Genomic DNA, 26350 nt, shown 5'->3' with positions numbered 1-26350 from the left:
ACTTATGCTTCGCTGTCCGACTCATAATTGTCTTCGCCTGAAGATTCTGCTTCTTCCTCTTCTTCCTTCTCGGCTTCCTCTGCAGCACTCTCATCTTCGTCGTCCTCATATGCAGAGAAATCCGTTTCACTGTCATCCGGGAGTGCAATCGGATCGTCATCCACCTCGGAGCCTCTTTCGATGGTTACAACATTCTGAGAAATCTCGTCAATGGCAACAGAAAGAGGCTTCTTGCCATATTCATTTGGAAGCAGAGGCTCCTCTCCATCAATAAGCTGACGGGCACGCTTTGCGGCAGCAATAACTACAGAATATCTGGACTCCACTTCCTTGGATCCGTCATCATTATTACTGAGTGACTTGATTAAATCATTATATGATGGGTGTAACATTTTAAATCCTCCTGAGATCTTCTCTGATGCTTTCTATAATATCCATATGCATGGCTGTCCTCTGATGGGCAGCACGTATAAGATTATGCAGTTTTTCGGTGCAGGTGTCAATATCGTCATTTATAAGAATGTAATCGTAGGCCTCGACGCCCTCTGATTCCTCGATGGCTCTTTTCAGCCTCTGATTGATCACATCAAGGCTCTCCGTCCCCCTATGGATCAGTCTATTTCTCAACTCCTCCGCAGAAGGTGGAGTAATAAAAACAAGCAACGCATCCGGATACTGTGCACGGATCTTCATCGCGCCCTGTATTTCAATTTCAAGAATCACATCCTTGCCCTGGCGAATTTTTTCCTCTACAAATTTTCTGGGTGTTCCGTAATAGTGGTTAACATATTTGGCGTATTCAATCAGCTCGCCGTGTGCAATCATCTCCTCAAACTGATCGTTACTCATAAAATGATAGGCAACGCCGTCCACTTCACCCTCACGTGGTTTCCTTGTTGTCGCTGAAACAGATAAGGCATAATTAGGATATTTTGATATCAGGTTTTTCATGATAGTACCTTTTCCGGCGCCGGAAAAGCCAGAAACCACTACCAGTTGTCCTTGTTCCATGACTGCTCCTTTCTAGTAAAATTGTATCTTATTTTACTATAGTTTATTCAAGATTCTGAATCTGCTCACGTATTTTTTCAATAATTGTTTTAAGACCGATGGCATCCTCTGATACAATCAGATCGTTGGCTTTAGACAGCGTTGTATTTGCTTCCCGATTCATCTCCTGTGCCAGGAAGTCAAGCTCTCTGCCGACAGGACCGCCATCCATGAGCTTTTTCTTCATATTAGAAATGTGGCTATGAAGACGAACCCGTTCCTCATCTGTGCAGATTTTATCTGCATAGATTGTCACTTCCTGAACCAGTCTGGACTCGTCTACCCCCGCACTTCCAAGAAGCTCTGCAATTTTTTCTCTTAATTTTTTTTCGTATGCGCTGACAATTTCCGGAGATCTTGCATCAATGCGGTTAACAATAGCCTCCATCTCCTCCAGCTTGATGATGAGATCCTTTCGGAGATTTTCTCCTTCGAGGATACGTGTAGCTACAAAGTTTTTGAGAGCGCCTTCCAATGCCGGCTTAAGACGGTTCCAAAGCTCATCATCATCCTCAGAATCCTCCGAGAGCACGAGTACTTCAGGCATCTCCGCAAGTTTTTCAGCATTAACTGAATTATTAATCTTAAGTACGTCGGAAATTTTATTGACAGAATCAAGGTACTCGCGTGCAAGCTCAAGATTCAGACGTAAGGAACGATCTCCCTCACTGTATAATTCATATGTGATATAGAGATCTACCTTTCCTCTTGCGATGAACTGCTTTAATGTATTCCGGATATTGGCTTCCAACGCATTGAATTTCTTGGGCATTTTGATATTCAAATCCAGGAACCGGGAGTTTACAGATTTAAGCTCTACTGAAATGCGGTAGTCCGCAGTGGAGATTTCTGATCTGCCAAACCCGGTCATGCTTTTAAGATCCATAAAAGAATCGATCCTCCATGATATAATCGTAGAATTAGATTTCGGAAAAGATAGGCAGGTCTCCCTCGCTTGATTTTTCCAGACAATCGTAATAAAATTATACGTCACCTGCAAACATAAGTAAAGAAAGGAACGTCTGGTTTTTATGGCATACGATGGACTGGTCGTATCAGCGACTGTTAAAGAATTTAATGATCATCTTATTGGTGGTAAAATCGCTAAAATATCACAGCCGGAGAGAGATGAAATCCAGCTTTTGATCCGGAACCAGAAGGATAATTACCGCTTACAGATTTCCGTCAATCCATCTCTGCCGCTCTGCTGCTTTACCATGGATAACAAGCCCTCTCCGATTACCGCGCCTTCCTTCTGTATGGCACTCCGAAAGCATATTGGTAATGGAACTATTATTTCCATCCGACAGCCGGATCAGGATCTCAAGAAGGACGGACTGGAAAGAGTCATTTTGTTTGAGATTGAGCATCTGGATGAGATGGGGGATCTTGGCAGACGTATTTTATCTGTGGAGCTGATGGGAAAATATTCCAATATTATCCTGATCAGAGAGGATTTCACGATTATTGACTCCATCAAGAGGATTTCTGCATCTCAGTCCTCGGTACGTGAGGTCTTACCAAACCGTCCTTACTTTATTCCTGACTCCAACGGAAAGAAAAATCCTCTTGAGCTTACTTCGGATTCCTTTATCCATCTTATGAATACAAAACCGGAGCCGACATTCAAAGCATTGTTTCATTCGATCACAGGCTTGAGTCCGTTAACTGCTTCGGAAATGTGTATTCGTGCCGGTATTGACCCGGACCTGTCCTCAAACTGTCAGACAAGCGAGGCGCTTTCTCGTCTGTATCAAAGCTTTATAAGTATCATAGGACATGCAGTACTGGAAAAAGCTCCGCAGCCTAACATTTTATATAAGGAAGATATTCCGCAGGAGTTCTCCGCCATTCATCTTGTAGCATATGAAGGAAATCCTGCATTCACAGAAAAGAAATTTACATCCATGTCAGAAGTGATCCGGACCTTCTATGCTGAGAAGGATCAGACCTCGAGGATACGGCAGAAATCCACGGATCTTCGCAAGGTAGTAAATACCTTGATGGAGCGAACTGCTAAAAAGCTGGCGATTCAGGAGGCCCAGCTAAAAAACACAGAGGATATGGATAAGTATCGCGTCTATGGTGAGCTTCTCCACACCTATGGATATTCGCTGAAGGGCGGAGAACGGAGTCTTACATGTGAGAATTTTTATACTGGAAAGGAAATCACGATTCCTTTAAAAGCCGACAGCACTGCATCAGAAAATGCTGCCAGATTCCTGGAGAAATATGACAAACTAAAACGCACCAAAGAAAACGTAACGGTACAGCTTACCGACACCAGGCGCGAGCTTCAGCATCTTGCATCTATTCAGACATCGCTAGATATTGCAGACGGTGAGGAGGATCTCCGAGAAATCAGGCGTGAAATGGCTGACTTTGGTTTTCTGCATAAGGTAAGCGGCAAGGATAAGGTCAAAAGCCAACGGAAATCGCATCCATATCATTATATTTCCAGCGATGGATATGATATCTTTGTCGGTAAAAACAACTATCAGAATGAAGAAGTAACTTTTAAAATTGCCGATGGCGGAGATCTCTGGCTGCATGCAAAAAATGTACCAGGTTCACATGTTATTGTTAAAACCGGAGGTGCTCCGATGGAGTCCCTCCCGGATCGTATGTTTCTGGAAGCAGCCGCGCTGGCAGCCTACTTTTCATCGCATCGAGCTGACGCCAAGGTGGATGTAGACTATACAATACGTAAAAACCTTAAAAAGGTTCCAAATGCCGCGCCGGGATTTGTGATCTATCATACCAATTATTCCGTTACGGTAAAACCTGCCATTTTAGTCAAGGAAGCAAAATGATATGAAAAAATCAGCCGTTTCGTTAATGTCTTAGAAGACATTAACGCGACGGCTGATCTTTTACATAAATCAAATATAAATACGATGTATATGCGCTTTACTCCTATGATTACTGGACATCCTCATCATTTTCTTCAGCCCAGTTTGTATAAACGCTCTGAACATCCTGAGATTCATCCAGCAGATCAAGCGTTCTGCGGAGTCCCTTGACTGCTTCCTCATCCGTAACAGAAACATAGTTCTGCGGAATCATGACAATATCCGCCTCTGCCATCGGGATTCCCTGTTTCTCGAGATTCTCCCGAACATCAGCAAAATCGTTGGGATCCGTAATGATCTCATAGGAATCTTCCTCATCCTTGATGTCCTCGGCGCCTGCCTCAATTGCAAGATCCATGAGTGTATCAAAGTCTTTACCCATATCATCCATTGCTTCTTTATCCAGGATGATCTGCCCCTTTTCATCAAACATAAAGGAAACCGCACCCTGTGTTGCAAGGGATCCCTTACCCTTGGTAAAGGCAGAACGCACATCAGCTGCAGCACGGTTTTTATTATCTGTAAGTACCTTGACAATCATGGCTACACCATTAGGACCATATCCCTCATACTGCAGCTCCTCAAAATTATCTGCATCCATCGAACCTGCTGCCTTTTTAATACCGTTATTGATGGTATCGTTTGGCATATTGTTGGCCTTGGCCTTGGCAACAACTGCAGCAAGTTTGGAGTTATTGCTAGGGTCAGGTCCGCCTTCTCTTACAGCTAATGCAATTTCGTGACCGATCAGAGTAAAGATCTTACCCTTTGCGGCATCGTTCTTTTCCTTTTTTGCACGGATGTTAGAAAACTTAGAATGTCCTGACATATTTATCTCCTCAAATCATCTATCCATAAAGTAATATAGTTCAAACTGTAATAATATAAACGAAAAAACAATCGGAATCAAGTATTTTCTATACTGAGCCGTAATTCATCCAGCATTTTACCAAGCTCATCGGCAGTATTTCTCGCAAGCACACCGTGCTCACCATATCTGAGCGATGCCTTTTCACCAGCCGCGCTGAGAACCAGTGAACCAATGGATCCTGCAAATAGCAGTTCCTTTCTCCGGGCAAAATCTGCCGCGCCCCTATTTTCCGGAGATGCAGCTCCTGCTGCTCCGGGATGTTCTGGCGAATGAAGAATTTCCGCGATACCCGCGATACAGCCGGATAGTACATCGCCAGATCCGCCCTTGGACAGTGCCGGACTTGCCTGGTGATTTATAAATTTTAAAGACAATGCTGCATCCGTAATAACCGTATGGGCTCCTTTAAGAAGTACAATGACATGATGCGCTTCAGAAAATTCCAAAGCATAGGCCTCTGCATGTTCAATAATTTCTGCCGGTTCCCGTCCGGAAAGCCGTGACATTTCCATTGGGTGCGGCGTAATTATGACAGGAATTTTATCTGCAGTCACATCAAATACCCTCATCGCCTCCGGATCCATAGATAGAATATTTAACCCATCTGCATCAACCAAGAGTCTGAGGCCTCTTGGACGGAGTTTTAGCGCCTGTCCTGAAATCAGCGATAGCTTGCCGAGCACATATTTTACCACTCGTATGGAAAGCTCTGTGGTGCCCATCCCAGGACCCATTACAATAAAATCCGCCCAGAACAGGTTTCGGGAAATCAGTTCATTGAGGTCCATGCCTTCTGCATAGGTTTCAATAATCGCCTCTGGTAATAAGGACTGTAAAATGCTTCGGTTAGAGTCGACCGTCAGTAGCTTGACAAGCCCTGCGCCGGAACGATATGCAGCAAGTCCTGATAAAAACGCGGCGCCGCACATGCCCTCCGATCCGGCAATGATCAGTGTTTTACCATAGGTCCCTTTGTTTGCTGTCTCGATCCGCTTTGGTATTGCCCGGATCAGCTCCGACTTTTCTATGTTTGTAAGCAATTTCATAAATTAAATCTCATCACCCTCTATTACGGCAAATGCCATCACAAGCTCCCTGGTGTCGGAAATAGAAACATGTATGCTTTTACCCCCGATCTCCTGCAATCTTTTTTTAGCATTATCAGACAATACGACATAGGGCTTCCCCAATTCATCCCTAAGTACCTCGATATCGATGGGTCGGAAGCCCCGGAATCCTGTCCCCAGCGCCTTGGCGACTGCCTCCTTTACGCTGAAATCGCCGGCAAGCATGGAGATCTTTCCATTTGCCTGCCGGCGCTCCTGATCTGTGAAGATTTTATTGCTGTAGCTTTTTTCCATCAGAGCCTTGATGCGTGCAATTTCCAGTAAATCACAGCCGGTTCCGGAAATCATTTTTCTGTTCTCTCCCTGTATTTCTCTCCAACTCGATAGGACAATCTCATAAGTGATTCGGAGAGATGCACATTTTCAATCACAACACCTTCCGGAACCTCAAGATCCACATGTGCAAAATTCCAAATACCGACAACACCGTCTGCAATTAACTGCTCTACCACCTTTACCGCCGGTTCCTTTGGGATGCAAACGGCAGCCATTTTGATCGCGTTATCTTTTACAAAGGAATCGATATCCTCCATAGGATGAATTTCTACATCCCCGACCTTTTTTCCGATCAACGTTGGATCTTTGTCAAAGATTGCCCTAATCAAAAAGCCTCTTTTACGGAAATTGGTATAATTGGCAAGTGCCTGTCCCAAATGTCCTGCACCGATAATGATCATATTATGATCTTTGTCAATATTAAGAATCTTGGCAATCTCATCATGCAGATTTTTAATATTGTATCCGTATCCCTGCTGTCCAAAGCCGCCAAAGTTATTAAGATCCTGCCGGATCTGAGATGCGGTGAGCTTCATCCGCTTGCTAAGTTCATTGGATGAAATCCTCTCCACGCCCTGATCCATAAGATCCTCAAGATATCTGTAATATCTTGGAAGTCGTAAAATAACACCCTGTGAAATTTCTTTTTTAGCCATCGTTTTGCACCTCTTAAATCATCTGCTCTTGTTAAATATTATACAAGTTTGTTATTTCAATGTCAAAAGAAAACAGCAGAACCATCGCCGGCCCTGCTGTTTTTTATATTATTTGTTGACTTCTTATACATACCAATATTGCATGATATGGAAAGTAGCTTAGATCTTCGGAGTTCTTCTGAGAATTGCATGTCTCTCAGGTCCATTGGAAACCATAGTAATCGGAGTTTCAATCTCTCGTTCTATGAAATCAATATAATTTCTGCATTCCACCGGGAGTTTATCATACTCTGCAATGCCACGGATATCACAATTCCATCCCGGTAAAGTTTCATATACAGGCTTTGCCTTATTAAGCAACGGAGTTACAGGGAAATCCTTTGTAACCTTGCCATCAATCTCATACCCTGTGCAGATTTTGAGCTCCTTAAGATATCCGAGCGTATCCAGTACGGTAAGTGCTGCTTCCGTTGCCCCTTGCATCTGACATCCGTATCTCGATGCTACAGCATCATACCAGCCAACTCTTCTTGGGCGTCCGGTAGTTGCGCCATACTCGCCCTTGTCACCGCCTCTTTTCCTAAGCTCCTCCGCTTCCTCGCCAAAAAGCTCCGAAACAAAATCACCAGCCCCGACTGCGGAGGAATATGCCTTTGTTACGGCAATGATATCCTTGATTTCATATGGCGGGATACCTGCTCCAACTGCGCCATAGGCTGCCAAAGTAGAGGATGAAGTAACCATCGGATAAATACCATGATCCGGATCCTTCATCGTACCAAGCTGGCCCTCAAGTAAAACCGTTTTACCCTCTTTAAGTGCCTCTCTCAAAAACTTAGATGTATCTGCAAGATAAGGCGCGATAAGATCTCTCTGGCGGTGCATTTCCTCAAGCAGATCCTCATACTTAAGCTCTGGCTGGTGATACAGCTCTCTTAAGATTGCATTTTTAATTTCAACAACCTTATGTAAACGATCCGTGAGGACATCTTCATCAAAAAGCTCATTGACCTGGAGTCCGATCTTTGCAAACTTATCCGAGAAAAACGGAGCGATACCCGATTTGGTGGAACCATAGGATTTTCCGGCAAGTCTCGCTTCCTCAAGAGAATCAAACAATACGTGATAGGGCATCATAACCTGCGCGCGATTGGAAACCAGGATCTTTGGAGTCGGCACGCCGGCATCCACAAGAGATTTCAGCTCCTTGATGAATTTTTCTATATCGAGTGCAACGCCATTGCCAAGGACAGAAGTAGTATGCTGATAAAATACTCCACTAGGCAGAAGGTGCAGAGAAAAGCGGCCATAATCATTAATGATCGTATGACCGGCATTGGCACCACCCTGAAATCTCACGATGATATCTGACTGCTCTGCAAGCATATCAGTGATCTTGCCTTTACCTTCATCGCCCCAGTTAGCTCCTACAATTGCACGAACCATTGAAATCCTCCTAAAATACAGCCTCAAGACTGTCGATTTCTCCCCACCTTTTCAGCTCACGGACGGCGCCGGATTCGTGGTTTGAAAACCTGAAAATATTATTTTCTTCTCATCAGATCGGTGAACCAGATAAAAACATAAATCAGTACCGGAACAACAATCAGACAAAAAAGAAGCGCAAGAAGCATTTGCGTCCTGCCGGTAAATGCAGAGTAAAGAAGCAGTACAAGAAGTACTAAAATGAATGCAAGCGCAATCCTCGCAAGTAGTCGTTTTAAATTCATGCTGTTCCTCCATCTCCGCAAGCATTTAAAGTATAAAGGAATGCCCTCGGTTTTTCAAGAGACATTAGAAAAACCATTACAAAAAACCGCAGGAATTACCTGCGGCTTTAAACATAAATTTACGATTCCAAAGAATTGTAAAAAAGTACATCACAACTTCTGAGATCAGACCTTGATCTCTGCGGTAAGTCCCAGAAGCTCCCTGTTCCTATCAAGAATCGGTTTCACAACCTCATCTACAAATTCTGTTACCTGCTCCGGTGCCCGTCCAACATAACGTTCCGGTTTCATGGATGCCTTCAGATCCTCCAGTGAAAGATGGAAGCTCGGGTCAGCTGCAATAAGCTCCAGCAGATTATTATCTTTACCCTCTTCCTTCACTGTCCTGCCTGCCTGCATACTGAGCTCACGGATTCTCTCATGCAGTTCCTGTCTGTCACCGCCGGCTTTTACCGCATCCATCATGATGTTTTCCGTTGCCATAAACGGAAGCTCCGCCATAAGATGCTTATGTATTACTTTAGGATATACTACAAGTCCATCTACCACGTTAAGGTACAGATCCAGGATACCATCAATAGCAAGAAATCCTTCCGGTACGGATAGTCTCTTATTAGCAGAATCATCCAGTGTACGCTCAAACCACTGCGTAGATGCAACCAGCATCGGATTCATGAGATCTGACATAACATAATCCGACAGGGACGCGATACGCTCGGAGCGCATCGGATTCCGCTTATATGCCATCGCGCTGGAACCGATCTGATGCTTCTCAAACGGCTCCTCCACCTCCTTCATATGCTGCAGCATACGGATATCATTGGTGAATTTATGTGCAGACTGCGCAATCCCGGCAAGCACTGACAGTACACGGAAATCCACCTTTCTGGAGTAGGTCTGCCCGGAAACCGGATAGCATGCATCAAAGCCCATCTTTTCCGCAATCATCTGATCTAGCTTCCGGCACTTTTCATGATCTCCGTCAAAAAGCTCCAGGAAGCTTGCCTGAGTACCTGTGGTTCCCTTTGACCCAAGGAGCTTAAGCGAATGAAGTACGTACTCGAGATCCTCAAGATCCATCACAAGATCATTGAGCCAAAGCGTTGCTCTCTTACCCACGGTCGTCGGCTGTGCCGGCTGAAAATGCGTAAATGCGAGCGTCGGCAGATCCTTGTATTCTACAGCAAACTTGGAAAGCTCATTGATAACATTAATCAGTTTTTTACGGACCAGTCTGAGTCCTTCCCGCATAATAATGATATCTGTGTTATCTCCTACATAGCAGGATGTCGCGCCAAGATGGATAATTCCCTTTGCCTTAGGACACTCTACGCCATATGCATAGACATGGCTCATAACATCATGCCGGACTTCTTTCTCCCTTGCCTCGGCAACCTCGTAATTGATATCGTCCTGATGCTGTTTCAGTTCCTCGATCTGTTCCTCGGTAATGTTAAGTCCAAGCTCATGCTCTGTCTCTGCAAGCGCGATCCAGAGCTTTCTCCAGGTTTTGAATTTATTATCCGGTGAAAAGATATACTGCATTTCATCTGATGCATAACGTCCGGTCAGAGGGCTTGTGTAACGATTGTGCTGGTCTGCCATATAGTCTCCTTTCTTTTCAGGCAATTACATCCTTCATGGAATACATTCCGGGACCCTTGTCCTTTAAAAATTTGGCTGCATTGAGAGCTCCGTTAGCGAAAATAGATCTGGAGTATGCGGTATGATTGAATGTGATCACCTCGTCCTCTCCGGCAAAGATCACATCATGAACTCCCGGTAGGGAGCCGCCGCGCACAGAACTGATTCCGATTTCATCATGCGGTCTGGCTTCATCTCTCGTCGAACGATCATAGACATATGTGAGCTGATGATCCAGAGCTTCATTCACAGCATCCGCAAGCGCCAGAGCGGTTCCGGATGGTGCGTCTTTTTTTCTGTGGTGGTGCTGCTCGACAATTTCAATATCAAAGCCCTTGCTATACAGCTTCCTGGCAGCTTCTGCCACGAGATCCAGAAGGAGATTGACTCCAAGACTCATATTGGCACTGCGTAGTATGGCAACCGATGCCGAAACTTCTTCTGTCTTACGAAGCTGCGCTTCCGACAATCCTGTAGTGCAAAACACCAATGGCTTTTTAACTTTTGATACAAAATCCAACAGCTGATCTGCGGCTTTTGCGACCGAGAAATCTATAATGACATCAAAGTCCTCTTTTACATCAGCAAAGGATGCGTATACCGGGTATCCAATACCTGGATCATCGAGTCTTTCCTCCCGGTCGACTCCGGCGACAATTTTCACATCCTCCATGTTTCCGGCACAGAGACGAACATTTTTACCCATCTCGCCAAGTGCACCATTGAGCAGAATTTTTACCATGTATTTCTCCTTTAATGTAAATACCAAGTAAGGCGGATGATTCAGATTAATCATCCGCCTTACCGGTTTTTATAAAATGCCGTACTTTGCCATTTCTTTTTCCAGCAGCTGCTTCGTGCTGTCTTCTGCTTCTGTGAGCGGAAGTCTCAGCCCTCCAACCTTCTTACCCTGCAGGTTCATTGCAGCCTTGACCGGGATCGGATTCACTTCGTTAAACAGCGCCTTGATCAGAGGATATGCCTTGAGCTGCGCCTGTAAAGATCCCTCAATATCTCCGTCAAACCATTTCTGACAGATCTCATGCGTCTCTCTCGGAGCAACATTAGAGAGCACAGAAATTACACCCGAACCGCCGACAGCAAGGATCGGTACAATCTCGTCATCATCTCCGGAGTAAAGCATAAAATCACGATCCACCATCGTCATAAGCTTTGTGGTCATGGAAATATTTCCGGTTGCATCCTTCATACCGGCAATATTATCTACATTATTATAGAGATATGCCATGGTTTCCGGCTGAATCGTTACACCGGTTCTCGACGGTACATTATAAAGGATACATGGGATGGAAATCGCCTTTGCAATGGTTGTATAGTGCTGAATCAATCCACCCTGTGTTGCCTTATTGTAATATGGAGTAACAAGCAATACACCATCAGCACCATACTCCTCAGCCTCTTTAGACAGCTTGACCGCTGTCTCGGTAGAGTTTGAACCGGTTCCTGCAATGACCGGAATCCTATGGTTTACTTTGTTTATGATGAAGCGGACCACATCCATGTGTTCCTCCTCACTCATAGTAGAAGCTTCTCCGGTAGTTCCACAAGCGATAATCGCATCGGTGCCTCCGGCAATCTGTTCCTCAATCAGTTGGGTGAGTACATCATAATCCACAGAACCATCAGCCTTAAATGGAGTAATAAGAGCTACTCCTGCTCCTTTAAAAAGTGCCATGAAATCCTCCATATTTCGGAACAAGTCCGATAAATATCTTAGAAACTTTTTATTGTATTATACACAAATATTGAAATGCAGGCGACCGGAATTTGCGGTCTCCTGCAGATTTCTGTTATTTTAATCAGCCTTGTTTTCTGGCAAAACCTGCTCTCTTTCTAAGTACAGGATCAAGGATCTTTTTACGGATACGCAGATTCTCCGGAGTAACCTCCAGAAGCTCATCGGTATCAATAAAATCGATTGCCTGCTCAAGAGACATCTTTTTAGGTGGAACCAGCTTAAGTGCTTCATCCGAGGAGGATGTACGGGTATTGGTGAGATGCTTGGTCTTGCAGACATTCACCTCAATGTCCTCAGATTTCGGGCTCTGACCAATTACCATACCACCATAGACCTTTTCACCGGGTCCGATAAATAAGGTTCCGCGGTTCTGCGCATTAAACAGACCATAGGTTACTGCTTCTCCAGCCTCAAAGGCAATCAGAGATCCATTATGACGGTAGCTGAGTTCTCCCTTGTATGGACCGTATTCCTCAAACTCTGTATTAAGGATACCATTTCCCTTGGTATCGGTCATAAATTCACCACGGTAACCGATCAGTCCTCTGGAAGGAATTTCAAATTCAAGTCTTGTATAGCCTGTTGCAAGAGAGCTCATGCCATTGAGGACACCCTTTCTCTGCGTAAGCTTTTGAATGACGGTACCCGTGCACTCATCCGGAACGTCTATGTAAGCAATCTCCATAGGCTCGAGCTTACGTCCCTGCTCATCGGTTTTCATGATAACCTCTGCCTTGGAAACCGCAAATTCATAGCCCTCACGTCTCATTTCCTCAATCAGAACAGAAAGATGCAGCTCTCCTCGACCGGAAACCTTAAAGGTATCCGCGGAATCGGTATCCTCGACTCTCAGAGAAACATCGGTATTTAATTCGCGGTACAGTCTGTCGCGGATATGTCTGGAAGTCACATACTTGCCTTCTGTACCTGCCAGAGGCGAATCATTTACCATGAAATCCATGGAAATGGTCGGATCGGATATTTTCTGGAATGGGATGGCAACAGGATTTGCCTCAGTACAGATGGTATCTCCAACATGCAGGTCTTCAATACCGGATACTGCAACGATTTCACCAAAGGAAGCCTCCGGAACATCTACCCGTTTCAGTCCGTCAAAGGTATAAAGCTTTGTAATTCTTACCTTCTGACGTTTCGTCTTATCGTGGTGGTTGATAACCAGCGCATCCTGATTTACACGGATGGAACCATTTTCAATCTTTCCAATACCGATTCTGCCGACAAACTCATTGTAGTCAATCGTCGATACCAGCATCTGCGTCGGCTGATCCGGATCACCCTCCGGTGCCGGAATCCAGTCCAGAATTGTATCAAAGAGCGGCTGCATGTCTACATCCGGATCCTCCAGATGCTTCTTGGCAAAGCCCTGCTTGGAGGAAGCAAAAAGGAACGGGCAGTCCAGCTGTTCATCCGATGCATTGAGATCCATCATAAGCTCCAGAACCTCATCCTCTACCTCGAGCGGACGTGCCTGTGGCTTATCTATTTTATTAATTACAACCAGAACTGGAAGCCTGAGATCCAGCGCTTTCTGTAATACGAAACGGGTTTGCGGCATCGGTCCCTCAAAGGCATCGACAAGGAGGATCGCACCATTTACCATTTTAAGGATACGCTCTACCTCTCCTCCGAAATCCGCATGACCGGGAGTATCGACAATATTGATCTTTGTACCCTTATACGTAACAGCAGTGTTTTTAGAGAGAATCGTGATGCCTCTCTCACGCTCGATCGGATTGGAGTCCATGACTCTTACTCCAACCTCCTGGTTATCTCTAAATACACCGGACTGCTTCAGAAGCTCATCAACCAGAGTTGTCTTACCGTGATCGACATGGGCAATAATCGCAATGTTTCTAATATTCTCTCTTTTTTCTTTCATTCAATTCTCCTTGTATCTAAATAACAAGTTTTCTATATAAATCAGGACAGAATCACCGGAATTTCCGTAAATCAGCCCCTCCGGAAAAAAAACCTTACAAATTATACCACTGCGCTTTATCCATTGCAAGAGAAACACTACCACCGCTGAGTTCTCTGATCTGTGTCTCAAATTGTTCTTTCTTTTCCTCCGGAACCAGCCACGTCATCTTCACTTTGTCTGTATATTCGCTGCTTTCTTCGCGGATCTGCATAGTCTCTGCCATATACTTAATTTTTCCGACCAGCGTATACGGAATTTCTCCACTCACTCTAAAGCCGTTCTGCAGTGTTAAAAGCTCTGCATGCTCCACCGCGTCCTTAGCTGCACTGGTATACGCACGTACAAGTCCGCCTGTACCAAGCAGAGTACCGCCGAAATATCGCGTGACAATAATAAGCGCATTATGAATGTCATTGCCAAGCAGTACGCTGAGAATCGGCATCCCGGCAGTCTGTGATGGCTCCCCATCATCCGATTGTCTGGAAATCTCATTTTTGGCGCCAATCACATAAGCAAAACAGTGATGCCTTGCATCATAGTACCTTTTGCGCACCTCCTGTATCCTGGCAAGTGCGTCTTCCTCTGTGGAAAGCGGAAAAATCGTACTGATAAAGCGTGACTTTTTTTCTTCATAAAAGCCATCCGCGGCTTCTTTTATGTATTTTGCTGCCATCCTTCCTCTTTCTTTGCCGAGAGCGTATGAACCCTGTTTAGATGAAAAAGTACAGTCTTTTATTATGGGGAATTTCTAACTTCATAAATCATATAAATCTTCAGCCTTCCTCGCCATGCTCCGCATCATCTGCATCATGCTCTTCCTGTACGGTACCGGGGCCATCATCAGAGATTTCCTCTGTCTCATGCTCCGTCTCTGTCACCGGACCTGCATCATCAATTACAGCACTTTCATTACTACTGTGATCGGACACTTCAGGTGAACTACGGTAGGAGTAATCGCGATCATCCGTCTGCTTATCCTCCTCATCCTCAGGAAGTTTAATACCTCCCCACTTATAATGCACATCGCAGTCTTCGATAGGCACCGTACCCTTTTTAAAGTATTCTGTGATAACTGCACTTCCTCTGTAATCGTTGCTGCAGCCCCGGATCGGAAGCTTCCCTGATTTCCGGCAAACCTCCGCCTCTACGATATCAGCAGGCTTTGTAAATCCTGGATCCGGGAGTCCCTCATGCACCCTGCTCATGATTTTTTTCCATATATCCTTGTGAAAGCCTGTACCGCCATTGTATTCACCGGTCTTCTTATCATTCAGCGACTGATTTTCATCGCAGCCTGCCCAAATGCCGGTGATGTAATATGGAGAAAAGCCTTCAAACCAGACATCTACATTATTTGTTGTGGTTCCGGATTTTCCCGCCAGACTCATACCATCAAAATGTGCTCTGGTAGATGTGGACCGCACAGTTAGTCCATTGGCAAAGGCCTTGTTTGGCAGCATGGAGCCTTCCATGGCGGAAGTCAAAAGATATGCTGTTTCCAGCTGCACCACCTGCTTGGGTGTATCCTCTGTGGTATCAATCAGCACCTTGCCATCCTGATCAAGAATCTTAGTAAAGAATTTTGCTTTATTAAGCTTGCCTCCATTCGCAATACAGGAAAATGCCTGTGTCAGCTCCAGATTGGAAACTCCATAAGTAAGGCCTCCCAGTGCCAGCGCGGGGTTGGCATCCGTGTCCAAAAGAGATGTAATACCGAGGGATCTCGCATAGGCAAGACCATTAACAGGCTGTACGGTTTCCATGAGACACCGTACAGCAACAATATTAAGTGAATACTGAATACCATCGCGGATCGTCTGATAGCCAAGGTAACCGCCGCTGTACCAGTTTTTAAATGTCTTGTCGCCGATGGTATATTCCGCGTCGTAATACGGGGTTGCCAGGGTTGCACCATACTTATCAATCGCCGGCGCAAAGGCAGATAACACCTTAAAGGTAGATCCGGGCTGACGAAGTGTATTGGTTGCACGGTTTAGTGTAAGAGACTGCGTTTTCTCTCCACGGCCACCGTTAATTGCCAGCACTTCTCCGGTATGCGGGTCCATCAGGACAACGGAAACCTGCGGCTCCAGACGGGTATTATACGTCTCTCCGACAATTTCATCCGTATCCGAGAGAAGCTGTGCTTTATATTTCTTTATGTATTCCTTGGCAGAATCCTGTTGCAGAAAAAGACCGTTAAAGTTCATTCCCAGGATCTCACGCATGTAACGCAGCAGATCCTTCTCTGAGTAATTTACGATTGAGCCATCCTTATGCCGTACGGTAAGTCTCCAGTCTACCGAATACTTAACGGAATCATAATTTGCAGGATCATTGACCTCCTCATCGACAATCGCCTGGATTTTTGGATCCTGCGTAGTGTAGATCGACAAGCCTCCGGCATAGAGCAGATTTCTCGCCTCCTCCTTGGTATAGCCGAGACGGTCCTGCAGCTCCTGGATCACCTGTGCAGTCAGCTCGTCTGTAAAGTAAGAGTATGGTTTATCCACTTCCTTGGTATGTACATCGACATCCTTGATTCTGTCATATACATTGTCCGCAAGTGCTTCCTTGTACTGTGCATCTGTGATATATCCCTGTTCTTTCATATTAGAAAGAACTCTCTTGCGTCTTTCATTATTGGCTTCCGGATGGGTGATTGGATTTAACGCCGAAGGATTCTGCGTAATGGACGCAATGACAGCACACTCCGATAATGTAAGATCTGATACCTCTTTATCAAAGTATCTCCGAGAAGCTACCTTTACTCCAAGGGTATTGGATCCGAGATTAATCGTATTTAAGTAAGCAGTGATGATGTTTTTCTTTACCGTCTGCTTATCTACTCCCGGCTGATTTTCAAGCTCAAGCGCAAGATACTGCTCCTGGAATTTACGGATATACTTCTCAAACTTACCTTCATGAAGTCCACCGCCAAAGACATTATTTTTAATGAGCTGCTGCGTAAGTGTGGATCCGCCGCCGGCGGAGTCATCATCTGTAAAAACTCCATGTATAGCCCTCAAAATGGATTTCATGTCGATACCATTATGATCCCAGAATCGTTCATCCTCAATCGCAACAAAGGCATTGATCATATCCGTCGGGATTTCCTCAAAGCTCACCTTTTCACGGTTCGAGCCTTCGGTAACAAGTGTAGCAGTGAGATTTCCATCCCGGTCATAGGTGCGGGTAGCATAGGCAGTCGGCATTACATGAATTGAATGAATATCCGGCGCGGAATCCAGTATTCCCCGGAACATACCAAATCCAAGAGCAGCACCTAAAACGACTCCTGACAGGAGCAGAATCACCACTGCCATCGCTGCGACATGCTGTATTTTATGTCCGATCTTAAGCTTTTTGCTATCCAGATTGTCAAGTGTGCTTTCAATATGGTATCTGGTAAAATTCATATATATGCCTGCTTTATCTTCTCCAGCCAAAATAATACGGATACATTATATCCAAGAGAATTTTTACTTTCAAGCGTATCCGTATATTGTCATAAAAAAGAGAAAAATTTAAAAAATTCAAAAAATAAGCAGCAGGAGGAAACGATATATCCCACTGCTGCTTATAAGCCTTAAGAAACAATTGATTTAATCAAATTTTCCGGAATACTGATCTACCTTGCCATTGTCAGCATCCTTAAAAATTTCATCCATCGTATGCCAGCCGAGAACCGCGCATTTTACACGTGCAGGCATATGGGAGATATCCTCAAGGATCCCTGCTTCCTCAAGTTCATCCTTCTCCTCATCGGTAATCTTACCCTTAATCATTCGCAGGAAAATTTCTGACAGATGCAGTGCCTCATCCTTGCTCCTGCCGGAAATCAGATCGCACATCATGTCCGCGCTTGCCTGCGAAATCGCGCAGCCATCTCCGTCAAAGGACGCCTCATCAATGACGCCCTGGTCGTTTACCTTAAGATACAGCACAATATCATCTCCGCAGCTCGGATTTACACCCTCCAGCGAATACGTTGCATCCTGCATCTTATACTTATGTGTCGGATGAATATTGTGATCAGTCAGAACCTCATTATAAAATGTATTAGCCATTGTACCCCATTTCACCTCGGATCAGTTTCAGCGCTTCAATAAACTTGTAAATATCTTCTTCCGTATTGTAAAGACCGATGCTTGCTCGCGTCGTGCTCGGAGTTCCGCAGAATTTCATCAACGGCTGCGCGCAGTGATGACCTGCCCGGATATCTACATTATGCTCATCAAAAATTGCCGCGATATCATGCGGATGCACTCCATCTATGGTGAATGTAACGATTCCGTAGTGCTTCTCAGGATCCTGTGATCCCAGAATATGCACATGCGGAACCTTTTTCATTTCTTCCATCAGAAGCTTTGTAAGATGTGCCTCCCGCTCCTCGATCCGGTCCATACCGATGGAGCTCACATATCTAAGCGCTTCTCCGAGTCCAACCGCCCCGCCGGCATTCACCGTACCAGCCTCAAACTTATGCGGAAGCTCATTCCAGGTGGCGCCCTCCGTTGTGACGTACTCAATCATCTCACCGCCAAAAAGGAACGGCGGCATCTTGTCCAGAAGCTCTTTCTTGCCATAAAATGCGCCGATGCCCATCGGTCCGTAAATCTTATGACCGGAAAAAGCCAGAAAGTCTACATCGAGATCCTGTACATCCACCTTGATGTGAGGGACGGACTGTGCGCCGTCACAGACAAATACCGCGCCGTTTTCATGTGCAATCCTTGCAAAGGTCTTTACATCGTTGCGGCAGCCAAGTACATTAGAAACCTGTGTCATTGCTACAAGCTTGACATGCGGATTCATATAGGAACGGAACACCTCTTCTGTGATGGTTCCATCCTCTTCCGGCATGATGTATGTAAGCTTCGCACCCTTTTCCTTTGCCAGCTGCTGCCATGGAAGCATATTGCTGTGATGCTCCATAATTGTGATGACAATTTCGTCACCCTCTTTTATGAAAGCTCTGCCATAGCTGTAGGCAACAAGATTAAGACTCTCGGTAGCATTTCTTGTGAATACAATTTCCTCTGTGCTTTCCGCATTGAGGAATTTCCGAACCTCTTCCCTTGCATCCTCATATGCATCCGTTGCGGCGATGGAAAGCTTATACAGTCCACGGAGCGGATTGGCGTTCTGCGTCCGGTAATAATTGTTCATTGCCTGCAGAACACATTCCGGCTTCTGCGTGGTTGCCGCATTGTCAAGATATGTAAAATCCGCAGACTTGAAAATCAAAAATTTTGACAGAATCTTCTGATCCTCAAGCTGCCGTTGTTCTCTTGAAATTTCCTGCATGGTTTCTCCCCTTCTGACTTAATCTGCAAACTTCACAGCGCCATGTCCTGTCAGATGCTTGTATACCGTTTCCCGGGTCTCTGCGTCCGAAATCTGATTGATCACTGCATCAATTCTTGCCTCTGCCATCATCTCATAAACCTCGTTCCGGCTCATGCCTCTGGACTCGAGATAGAACAAAAGTCCCTCGTCGATTCTGCCGATGGTAGCGCCATGGTTACCTTCCACATCCTCTTCATCACAGAGGATCACAGGGATCGTCTGATTGACCACGTGATCATCCATCAGAAGCACATCCTCCATCTCGTTGCCTACAGCACCCTTGGCTCCCTTTCTGAGATCAATAGTTCCACGGAACAGCTTACTGGAGGTGTCTCTCAGGACACCATTTACATTAATGCTGCAGTTGGTTTTTCTGCCAATGTGGTTTGCAATGTAGTTCATATCCAGATGGTCATCATTCTTTAAGAGGTAGGCAATGTCCGTCTTTAAAGTACTATGTGCACCGAGAAGGTCTGTTCTGGAACCGTGGTACGTTTCTGTACCGGACTGGATCAGCTCAATCTGCTCAAAGGAAGCACCTTCCGCGGTAACGCTGCCTATATCATTAAAGAAGCGGAATCCCTGACCAAGTCTCTGTACCTGTATGAGTCTTACAACGGCATTTTTACCAAGCCGGATTTTGGTCTGCACTCCGGCAAAGCCATGCGCATCCTCCGGCGCGTAAAAATCCATCACAACAGTAAGCTCGCTGTTGTCCTCCGCCTCAATCAAAACCGCATTTAAAAGGTTGTCTTCCTGCTGATATGCAAATCTCACCTGCACCGGCTGGGAAGCCTTGACACCCTCTCCAGCATGAAGCTTAAGTACATCTACTCCTGCATCCCTTACAAGCTTATCCATATCATAGCCCATACCGCCGGCAATGTCCTGCATTTCCTGGTAGGAAACCGCAGAAGCTGCGATGCAGACAGGTCTCTCCACGATCGGATTTCCTTCCTTAAGCACCTCCGGAACCTGAACCTTAGCCTCATTCATCTTAAGCCAGTTGTAGGTTGGAGAAGGAAGCACATTTACAAGTAAATTTTCTTTTTCCATTTCTGCCTCCTTATCCGATTGCACCCTTCATCTCCAGACGGATGAGGTTGTTCATTTCAACAGCATACTCGAGTGGCAGTGCCTTGGAAACATTGTCTGCAAAGCCGGAAACAATCAGCGCGCGAGCATCTTCCTCGGAAATACCTCTCGACATAAGGTAAAATACCGCTTCATCGGAAATCCGTCCGATCTTGGCCTCATGTCCCACATCTGCCTGCTGTGTCCTTACATCCATAGCCGGGATTGTATCGGATCTTGAAATATCATCCAGCATCAGAGACTGGCAGGAAACAGAGGATTTACTGTTTTTGGCCTTATTGTTGATGACTACTGAAGAACGATATGTGCTGATTCCGCCGTCCTTGGAAATGGACCGTGTGCTGATATAGGAACTGGTATCCTCAGCGTTATGTACCACCTTGGCACCGGTATCCAGATTCTGACCCTTGCCTGCAAATGTAACACCGGTGAACTCCATACGTGCACCCTTGCCATTTAAAATCGTCATAGGGTACAAATAGGAAACATGTGACCCGAAGGAACCGGAAACCCACTCCATCACGCCGCCTTCATCAACAATGGCACGCTTGGTGTTGAGGTTATACATGTTCTTGGACCAGTTTTCAATGGTGGAGTAACGGAGCTTCGCGTTTTTACCGACAAAAAGCTCCACACATCCTGCATGCAGGTTGGCAATATTGTATTTTGGAGCCGAGCATCCCTCGATAAAGTGCAACTGTGCACCCTCATCCACGATAATCAGGGTATGCTCAAACTGACCTGCGCCTGGAGCATTGAGACGGAAATAGGACTGCAGTGGAATTTCCACAGAAACGCCCTTCGGAACATATACAAAGGATCCGCCGGACCAAACAGCACCATGCAGTGCTGCAAATTTATGATCTGTCGGAGGAACCAGCTTCATAAAATGCTCATGAATCATTTCCGCGTACGGACCATGCAGCGCGGACTCGATATCTGTATAAATAACGCCCTGCGCGGCAACGGATTCCTGCAGATTATGATACACAAGCTCCGAATCATACTGTGCGCCGACACCTGCAAGAGACTTCCGTTCTGCCTGCGGGATGCCCAGCTTATCAAAGGTTTCCTTGATATCCTTAGGAACCTCGTCCCAGTCCGCCGTCATCTTGGTTTTGGGCTTTACATAAGTAACAATGTTATTCATATCCAGTCCGTCAATGGAAGGACCCCACTGCGGAACCTGCTTTTTATTATATATTTCAAGCGACTTCAGGCGGAACTCCCGCATCCACTCCGGATCGCCCTTTTTTTCTGAAATTTCCTCTACAATCTCCGGTGTCAGACCTTCCTGGATTTTATAAAAGTCCGTATCTTTTTCTTCATACCGGAAATCATACATGGAACGGTCAATATCTCTGACCTCAGCTTTTTCCTTTGCCATCGGTATCTCCTTCAATTACTGCTTGACAAACTCCTCAAATCCCTGCTCGTTAATCTTATCCACAAGATCGGCATTTCCCTCTGCTCTCATGGTTCCGTTGACAATGACATGCGTCTTGTCTACATGCAGAGCCTCCAGAATTCTGGTCGAGTGCGTGATAATAATCAGCGCGCCATCCATAGATTTCTGGTATTCCTCGACACCCTTGGATACCGTACGTACCGCATCTACATCCAGACCGGAGTCCGTTTCATCCAGGATTGCAAGTGACGGCTTCAGCATAAGCAGCTGCAGAATCTCAGCTTTTTTCTTTTCTCCTCCGGAAAATCCTACATTAAGATCTCTGTCCGCATACGCCGGATCCATATTGAGGATTTCCATCGCCCGCTTCATCTCCTTCCGGAAGTCCCAGAGGCGAATGTGCTCTCCGGTTCTCTGCTCAAGAGCAGAACGGATGAAGTTGCCAAGTGTGATACCCGGAACCTCCAGCGGGTTCTGGAACGATAAAAACATACCCTTCTTTGCCCTCTTGTCTGTCGGCTCATTGGTGATATCCTCACCTTCAAAAAAGATACTTCCGCCAATGATTTTATATTGAGGATTGCCCATAAGTGCATTGCCCAGTGTACTCTTACCGGCACCATTCGGTCCCATCAATACGTGGGTTTCTCCACGGTTTACTGTTAAGTTCACGCCGTGAAGAATCTCCTTATCTTCTACGGATACTGCCAGATCCTTTACATTCAGTAAATCTGCCATATTTTCCTCCATTAAAATACCATAAATAAAACAGATATTAATTATTGATTATAGGATTGCAGAGCCATTTTCAGCCTGCTTAAGGGATTATAGCGCAGGAAAAATCATACCGCAAGATATTTCCTACTTTATATCTAGGATTTTTACAAAAAGTACATAATCCGTTCATTTTAGTTAAGTGATCTCAGGATGGACCGCGCTGCCGAAATACCATTGGCACTCGCCTGCTGCAGCCCTCTGGTAATGCCGGCACCATCACCTATGGCTCTCAAGCCTTTCACGGATGTTTCAAAGTCCTCATTGACATTGACCTTATTGGAATAGAACTTGACTTCTACTCCATACAGCAAAGTTTCATCACTCGCGATACCTGGTGTAACCTTGTCCAGTGCCTCCAGCATTTCCTTTAAATCCAGCATGATACGGTACGGAAGCACAAGGCTCAGATCCCCGGGAACCGCATCCTTCAGCGTCGGTACGATATTGTTCCGGTAGAGACGTTCCTCCGTTGTTCGTCTGCCACGCAGGAAATCTCCAAAGGTCTGTACCATGATCTTGCCTCCGCAAAGCATGTTGCTGAGCCTTGCGATATATTTGCCGTATTCGATCGGCTCACGGAATGGCTTTGTGAAATTTTTAGATACAAGCAGAGCAAAGTTGGTGTTATGGGTCTTAAACTCTTTGGATTTATAGGCATGTCCGTTCACTACCGCAAGCCCGTCGTCATAATACTCCGTTGCAACCTCACCGGACGGATTGGTACAAAAAGTCCGGACCTTGTCGTCAAACGTGCGGGTATGGTAAATCATCTTTGCCTCATAGAGGTTATCATTCAGGAACTGCATGATTTCATCTCTTACCTCGACTCTGACACCAATGTCCACAGTACCCACAGAGGTTTCAATATCATGGCTTCTGCAGATTCCGGAGAACCATTCAGAACCGTCACGTCCGACGGCAGCAACAACCTCTTTGGCATAGAAGCGGTCACCTGCCTCCGTAATCACTCCTCTTGCAGCTCCGTTTTCTATAATAATGTCGTCGACGGAGGTATCAAAAATCATATCCACACCCTGTTCCTCAAGATAATGCTCTATCCGGGTGTAGATCTTATACCCCTCTTCGGTCCCGAGATGCCGGATCGGACATTCAATCAGCTTGATACCGGCGGCAATGGACTTGCGACGGATTTCCTGGATTTCCTTCTGCTTGTTGAGGCCATAAACCGTCTTATCCGCACCAAATTTAAGGTAAACCGCATCTGCCTCCTGCATGAGCTTTTCTGTCGTATCATAGCCCAGGATTTCCGGGAGATTTCCTCCCACATCAGGGCTTAAGCTCAGCTTTCCATCGGAGAATGCTCCTGCTCCTGCAAATCCCGTGGTAATGGCACATGGCTTGCAGCCCGCACAGAAATTGGTTCTACGTTTCGGACATACCCGCTTTTCAATCCTTCTTCCTTTTTCTATCATCAGCACTCTGAGATCAGGATTTTCCTCTTTAAGTGTAAGGGCGCAGAACGCACCTCCGGGACCTGCTCCAATAATAACCACGTCATATTGCTTCGTATTGTTAATTTTTTCGTTAATTGTTTCCACCTAGCTGTATTCTCCTGTTTTTTTATTTTATAATGCCCTCTCCATCCCAGGCTGGTACAAAGCTTTCCTTAGCTGCACCGCCCTCCTGTATAAAGGCGTTGGTAACCCCGAGGTTCAGCGCGTAATCCAGCAGCCGGTTATATTCGCGCGCTGTAACCTTGCGGTTAATTTCCGGATACTTCTCAAGTCTTTTAAATGGAGTAAACTGGTGCATAAGACTCAGATAAATCTGATCCTTGTAGGTTTCATAAAGATATTTTACGATGCGTTCTGCATCATGAACCATCCCCGGCATAAGAAGGTGCCGCACAATCACACCGCGCTGCAGCATCCCCCGGTCATCAAATACCGGCTGCGGGCATTGGCGAACCATCTCTTTAAGAGATTCTTTGGCACGCTCAGGATAATCAGCCGCACCGGAATATTTTTTTGCCTTGACGGCATCAATATATTTAAAATCGTCCAGATAGATGTCTGCCAGGCCCTCAAGCCTCCGGATCAAATCCACGGTTTCATATCCGGAGCAGTTTATGACAAAGGGGATCCGTAAGCCCTGGTCACGGGCAGACTGCATGGATGCTGTCAGGATCGGTATATAATGATCCGGTGTGACCAGATTGATATTATTGGCGCCCTGATCCTGCAGCGTAAGGAAAATTTCCGTAAGACGCTCCGGGCTAACCTTGATGCCTGCTTCTGCGTGAGCGAGCTCATAATTCTGACAAAACACACACTTCAGCGTACATCCCGAAAAAAACACCGCACCGCTGCCCTCTTTTCCGGAAATACAAGGCTCCTCCCAGAAATGAAGCGCGGCTCTTGCGACATAAATATCAGAGCTTACACCACATACGCCGGTCTGACCCAGATTCCGGTTGACTCTGCAATGTCTCGGGCAGATCGCGCAGGCATCCAGCTCCTGCTTTCCGAAGAGGTCTAGTGTCATGCCTTCGCTCATAAAAGCTCCTCTCCGGGTGCAGTACCTTCCGCAGCTCTCCCCAGATCCAGATCCTCTTTGTCATACCACTCCAGGAAGCTATGCTTTACTCCGCCTTTACGATAGCCAAGGATCGTTGTCGGAGAGAGATTCTCCATCGAGCGGAACAGATTTTTCTCAACAAACGGATTGGTCTTTTTAAGCTCCGCAATCAGTTTTTTGATCTCGAGACGTTTGGAGCTTGTCTGTCCATCGGTATGACAGGTCGTACAGGTATCTGTAAATTTACAAGCACACTGTATAAAGTTAAGACCGTTGTAATCCCGCCAATGCTTAATGTCATCCTCCCGGATCAGATACATCGGCCGGATCAGCTCCATCCCCGGGAAATTTGTCGAATGCAGCTTAGGCATCATTGCCTGGAACTGTCCACTGTACAGGATACCCATCAGGATGGTTTCAATCACATCATCGTAATGATGCCCGAGTGCAATCTTATTACATCCAAGCTCGGATGCCTTGCGATAGAGATACCCTCGCCGCATACGCGCGCAGATGTAGCAGGGGGATTTCTCTATATTCAGTACAGCGTCAAAAATCTCCGTTTCAAAAAAGTTAAGCGGGATGCCGAGAAGCTCTGCATTCTGCTCGATTATTTTACGGTTTGCCGAGTTATAGCCTGGATCCATGCATAAAAATACCAGCTCAAACGGAAATTTATTGTGCCGTTTCAATTCCTGAAACAGCTTTGCCATGAGCATGGAGTCTTTTCCTCCGGAGATACAAACTGCAATTTTATCTCCTTCCCGGATCATGTCGTAATCGCAGATTGCTTTTACAAATTTACTGTATAAATCTCTTTTAAATTTCTTACGGATGGATTTTTCGATATCCTCTCTACGCTCTTCCGAGGCAAGGTCCCGCTCAATCTGTCGCAGCAGCCATCTGCCGTATCCTCCGGCAAGGTTGTATGCTTCATACCCATCCTCAGCAAGAGTTTCTGCTGCCTGCATGGAAACCGTACCATATTTGCAATAGACGACAACCTTACGGTCCTTTGGAATGTTAGACACATGGTCAGCGATCTTCAATAGATCCACTCTCATGGCATCCGGCATTTTCCCTGCCTGAAACTCACTCTCTTCTCTCACATCCACGAGGTAATATTCCTGTCTGCTCCAGGTATCCAGCTCCTCCGGCGTAATTTCTTTTGCAAGATATCCCATACACGCTCCTGTATCTGTATATTAAATGATTCAAGAAAATCCCAAATAAAATTTTGATGGAAAGTTCAGAAACAAAAATTTATTGTAAC

At 45.7% G+C, this 26350-nt stretch carries 24 protein-coding genes; 1 reads left to right on the top strand and 23 read right to left on the bottom strand.

Going from position 1 to position 26350, the window contains the following annotated elements:
• Window positions 1-2 precede the first annotated feature (2 nt).
• From rpoZ to ACTNEN_RS00625, 3 genes are read right to left on the bottom strand one after another with little or no spacing between them, the layout of a single operon-like run.
• Window positions 3-392, bottom strand: coding sequence for a DNA-directed RNA polymerase subunit omega (rpoZ, locus tag ACTNEN_RS00635; protein ID WP_441204133.1), 390 nt, complete (start codon window positions 390-392; stop codon window positions 3-5).
• A gap of 1 nt (window position 393) precedes the next feature.
• Complete coding sequence (gene gmk / locus ACTNEN_RS00630) at window positions 394-1011, bottom strand: guanylate kinase (RefSeq protein ID WP_441204132.1); 618 nt, start codon at window positions 1009-1011, stop codon at window positions 394-396.
• A gap of 43 nt (window positions 1012-1054) precedes the next feature.
• Window positions 1055-1936 (bottom strand): YicC/YloC family endoribonuclease, encoded by an 882-nt coding sequence (locus ACTNEN_RS00625; RefSeq protein WP_441204131.1) that lies wholly within the window; start codon window positions 1934-1936, stop codon window positions 1055-1057.
• A 145-nt stretch (window positions 1937-2081) separates the two neighbouring features.
• Between ACTNEN_RS00625 and ACTNEN_RS00620 the strand changes: the two genes are divergently transcribed.
• Window positions 2082-3863, top strand: coding sequence for an Rqc2 family fibronectin-binding protein (locus tag ACTNEN_RS00620; RefSeq protein ID WP_441204130.1), 1782 nt, complete (start codon window positions 2082-2084; stop codon window positions 3861-3863).
• A 109-nt stretch (window positions 3864-3972) separates the two neighbouring features.
• Here ACTNEN_RS00620 and ACTNEN_RS00615 read toward each other — a convergent pair whose 3' ends face one another.
• From ACTNEN_RS00615 to ACTNEN_RS00520, 20 genes are all read right to left on the bottom strand, one after another.
• Window positions 3973-4731, bottom strand: coding sequence for a YebC/PmpR family DNA-binding transcriptional regulator (locus ACTNEN_RS00615; protein WP_441204129.1), 759 nt, complete (start codon window positions 4729-4731; stop codon window positions 3973-3975).
• Between the two features lie 77 nt (window positions 4732-4808).
• On the bottom strand, window positions 4809-5819 hold the full coding sequence (locus ACTNEN_RS00610; RefSeq protein WP_441204128.1) for an NAD(P)H-hydrate dehydratase: 1011 nt from the start codon (window positions 5817-5819) through the stop codon (window positions 4809-4811).
• A gap of 3 nt (window positions 5820-5822) precedes the next feature.
• Entirely contained in the window at window positions 5823-6188 is a 366-nt protein-coding gene (acpS, locus tag ACTNEN_RS00605; RefSeq protein WP_441204127.1) for a holo-ACP synthase, read from the bottom strand.
• Entirely contained in the window at window positions 6185-6832 is a 648-nt protein-coding gene (locus tag ACTNEN_RS00600; RefSeq protein WP_441204126.1) for a redox-sensing transcriptional repressor Rex, read from the bottom strand. Before ACTNEN_RS00600 ends, acpS begins: the two co-directional genes overlap by 4 nt.
• Before the next feature lie 159 nt (window positions 6833-6991).
• Window positions 6992-8278, bottom strand: coding sequence for an adenylosuccinate synthase (locus ACTNEN_RS00595; protein ID WP_441204125.1), 1287 nt, complete (start codon window positions 8276-8278; stop codon window positions 6992-6994).
• A gap of 98 nt (window positions 8279-8376) precedes the next feature.
• On the bottom strand, window positions 8377-8562 hold the full coding sequence (locus tag ACTNEN_RS00590) for a phosphate ABC transporter substrate-binding protein (protein ID WP_441204124.1): 186 nt from the start codon (window positions 8560-8562) through the stop codon (window positions 8377-8379).
• A gap of 165 nt (window positions 8563-8727) precedes the next feature.
• A complete protein-coding gene (purB, locus tag ACTNEN_RS00585) occupies window positions 8728-10167 on the bottom strand; it encodes an adenylosuccinate lyase (RefSeq protein ID WP_441204123.1) in 1440 nt (479 codons plus the stop codon).
• Between the two features lie 16 nt (window positions 10168-10183).
• Window positions 10184-10948: a 4-hydroxy-tetrahydrodipicolinate reductase gene (dapB, locus tag ACTNEN_RS00580; protein ID WP_441204122.1), complete on the bottom strand. Its 765-nt coding sequence runs from the start codon at window positions 10946-10948 to the stop codon at window positions 10184-10186.
• A 69-nt stretch (window positions 10949-11017) separates the two neighbouring features.
• Window positions 11018-11902: a 4-hydroxy-tetrahydrodipicolinate synthase gene (gene dapA / locus ACTNEN_RS00575; protein ID WP_441204121.1), complete on the bottom strand. Its 885-nt coding sequence runs from the start codon at window positions 11900-11902 to the stop codon at window positions 11018-11020.
• Between the two features lie 124 nt (window positions 11903-12026).
• Window positions 12027-13865 carry a translational GTPase TypA gene (gene typA / locus ACTNEN_RS00570; protein ID WP_441204120.1) on the bottom strand — a complete coding sequence of 613 codons (1839 nt, stop codon included), beginning with the start codon at window positions 13863-13865 and terminating at the stop codon, window positions 12027-12029.
• A gap of 94 nt (window positions 13866-13959) precedes the next feature.
• Window positions 13960-14580 carry a YigZ family protein gene (locus ACTNEN_RS00565; protein WP_441204119.1) on the bottom strand — a complete coding sequence of 207 codons (621 nt, stop codon included), beginning with the start codon at window positions 14578-14580 and terminating at the stop codon, window positions 13960-13962.
• Window positions 14581-14680: 100 nt separating this feature from the next.
• The gene (locus ACTNEN_RS00560; RefSeq protein ID WP_441204118.1) at window positions 14681-17326 is read right to left on the bottom strand and encodes a transglycosylase domain-containing protein; all 2646 of its coding nucleotides are present in this window, start codon (window positions 17324-17326) and stop codon (window positions 14681-14683) included.
• Between the two features lie 186 nt (window positions 17327-17512).
• Window positions 17513-17977, bottom strand: coding sequence for a Fe-S cluster assembly sulfur transfer protein SufU (gene sufU / locus ACTNEN_RS00555; RefSeq protein ID WP_441204117.1), 465 nt, complete (start codon window positions 17975-17977; stop codon window positions 17513-17515).
• Window positions 17970-19217, bottom strand: coding sequence for an aminotransferase class V-fold PLP-dependent enzyme (locus tag ACTNEN_RS00550; protein ID WP_441204116.1), 1248 nt, complete (start codon window positions 19215-19217; stop codon window positions 17970-17972). The genes sufU and ACTNEN_RS00550 overlap by 8 nt, the downstream gene beginning before the upstream one ends.
• Window positions 19218-19235: 18 nt before the next feature.
• The gene (locus ACTNEN_RS00545; RefSeq protein ID WP_441204115.1) at window positions 19236-20315 is read right to left on the bottom strand and encodes a SufB/SufD family protein; all 1080 of its coding nucleotides are present in this window, start codon (window positions 20313-20315) and stop codon (window positions 19236-19238) included.
• A gap of 10 nt (window positions 20316-20325) precedes the next feature.
• Complete coding sequence (gene sufB, locus ACTNEN_RS00540; RefSeq protein WP_441204114.1) at window positions 20326-21741, bottom strand: Fe-S cluster assembly protein SufB; 1416 nt, start codon at window positions 21739-21741, stop codon at window positions 20326-20328.
• Window positions 21742-21756: 15 nt separating this feature from the next.
• Window positions 21757-22500 (bottom strand): Fe-S cluster assembly ATPase SufC, encoded by a 744-nt coding sequence (sufC, locus tag ACTNEN_RS00535; RefSeq protein ID WP_441204113.1) that lies wholly within the window; start codon window positions 22498-22500, stop codon window positions 21757-21759.
• Window positions 22501-22670: 170 nt separating this feature from the next.
• On the bottom strand, window positions 22671-24077 hold the full coding sequence (locus ACTNEN_RS00530) for an NAD(P)/FAD-dependent oxidoreductase (RefSeq protein ID WP_441204403.1): 1407 nt from the start codon (window positions 24075-24077) through the stop codon (window positions 22671-22673).
• Between the two features lie 43 nt (window positions 24078-24120).
• Window positions 24121-25056, bottom strand: coding sequence for a radical SAM protein (locus ACTNEN_RS00525; protein ID WP_441204112.1), 936 nt, complete (start codon window positions 25054-25056; stop codon window positions 24121-24123).
• Complete coding sequence (locus ACTNEN_RS00520; RefSeq protein WP_441204111.1) at window positions 25053-26261, bottom strand: rhodanese-like domain-containing protein; 1209 nt, start codon at window positions 26259-26261, stop codon at window positions 25053-25055. The genes ACTNEN_RS00525 and ACTNEN_RS00520 overlap by 4 nt, the downstream gene beginning before the upstream one ends.
• Window positions 26262-26350 lie beyond the last annotated feature (89 nt).

Source organism: Oribacterium sp. HCP28S3_H8 (assembly GCF_052064775.1).
Taxonomy (GTDB): domain Bacteria; phylum Bacillota; class Clostridia; order Lachnospirales; family Lachnospiraceae; genus Oribacterium.
Note: the sequence above shows the minus strand (reverse complement) of the source record. Positions and strands in the feature narration are given on the sequence as shown.

What these genes read in the sequence shown, in the direction of transcription:
- ACTNEN_RS00625 (WP_441204131.1), bottom strand. Translation starts at nt 1,936, where the DNA reads ATGGATCTTAAAAGCATGACCGGGTTTGGCAGATCAGAAATCTCCACT.
- purB (WP_441204123.1), bottom strand. Translation starts at nt 10,167, where the DNA reads ATGGCAGACCAGCACAATCGTTACACAAGCCCTCTGACCGGACGTTAT.
- ACTNEN_RS00615 (WP_441204129.1), bottom strand. Translation starts at nt 4,731, where the DNA reads ATGTCAGGACATTCTAAGTTTTCTAACATCCGTGCAAAAAAGGAAAAG.
- ACTNEN_RS00590 (WP_441204124.1), bottom strand. Translation starts at nt 8,562, where the DNA reads ATGAATTTAAAACGACTACTTGCGAGGATTGCGCTTGCATTCATTTTA.
- sufU (WP_441204117.1), bottom strand. Translation starts at nt 17,977, where the DNA reads ATGGCTAATACATTTTATAATGAGGTTCTGACTGATCACAATATTCAT.
- rpoZ (WP_441204133.1), bottom strand. Translation starts at nt 392, where the DNA reads ATGTTACACCCATCATATAATGATTTAATCAAGTCACTCAGTAATAAT.
- ACTNEN_RS00520 (WP_441204111.1), bottom strand. Translation starts at nt 26,261, where the DNA reads ATGGGATATCTTGCAAAAGAAATTACGCCGGAGGAGCTGGATACCTGG.
- ACTNEN_RS00525 (WP_441204112.1), bottom strand. Translation starts at nt 25,056, where the DNA reads ATGAGCGAAGGCATGACACTAGACCTCTTCGGAAAGCAGGAGCTGGAT.
- sufB (WP_441204114.1), bottom strand. Translation starts at nt 21,741, where the DNA reads ATGGCAAAGGAAAAAGCTGAGGTCAGAGATATTGACCGTTCCATGTAT.
- typA (WP_441204120.1), bottom strand. Translation starts at nt 13,865, where the DNA reads ATGAAAGAAAAAAGAGAGAATATTAGAAACATTGCGATTATTGCCCAT.
- gmk (WP_441204132.1), bottom strand. Translation starts at nt 1,011, where the DNA reads ATGGAACAAGGACAACTGGTAGTGGTTTCTGGCTTTTCCGGCGCCGGA.
- sufC (WP_441204113.1), bottom strand. Translation starts at nt 22,500, where the DNA reads ATGGCAGATTTACTGAATGTAAAGGATCTGGCAGTATCCGTAGAAGAT.
- dapB (WP_441204122.1), bottom strand. Translation starts at nt 10,948, where the DNA reads ATGGTAAAAATTCTGCTCAATGGTGCACTTGGCGAGATGGGTAAAAAT.
- ACTNEN_RS00600 (WP_441204126.1), bottom strand. Translation starts at nt 6,832, where the DNA reads ATGGCTAAAAAAGAAATTTCACAGGGTGTTATTTTACGACTTCCAAGA.
- ACTNEN_RS00550 (WP_441204116.1), bottom strand. Translation starts at nt 19,217, where the DNA reads ATGCAGGAAATTTCAAGAGAACAACGGCAGCTTGAGGATCAGAAGATT.
- ACTNEN_RS00545 (WP_441204115.1), bottom strand. Translation starts at nt 20,315, where the DNA reads ATGGAAAAAGAAAATTTACTTGTAAATGTGCTTCCTTCTCCAACCTAC.
- ACTNEN_RS00595 (WP_441204125.1), bottom strand. Translation starts at nt 8,278, where the DNA reads ATGGTTCGTGCAATTGTAGGAGCTAACTGGGGCGATGAAGGTAAAGGC.
- dapA (WP_441204121.1), bottom strand. Translation starts at nt 11,902, where the DNA reads ATGGCACTTTTTAAAGGAGCAGGAGTAGCTCTTATTACTCCATTTAAG.
- ACTNEN_RS00620 (WP_441204130.1), top strand. Translation starts at nt 2,082, where the DNA reads ATGGCATACGATGGACTGGTCGTATCAGCGACTGTTAAAGAATTTAAT.
- ACTNEN_RS00610 (WP_441204128.1), bottom strand. Translation starts at nt 5,819, where the DNA reads ATGAAATTGCTTACAAACATAGAAAAGTCGGAGCTGATCCGGGCAATA.
- acpS (WP_441204127.1), bottom strand. Translation starts at nt 6,188, where the DNA reads ATGATTTCCGGAACCGGCTGTGATTTACTGGAAATTGCACGCATCAAG.
- ACTNEN_RS00560 (WP_441204118.1), bottom strand. Translation starts at nt 17,326, where the DNA reads ATGAATTTTACCAGATACCATATTGAAAGCACACTTGACAATCTGGAT.
- ACTNEN_RS00565 (WP_441204119.1), bottom strand. Translation starts at nt 14,580, where the DNA reads ATGGCAGCAAAATACATAAAAGAAGCCGCGGATGGCTTTTATGAAGAA.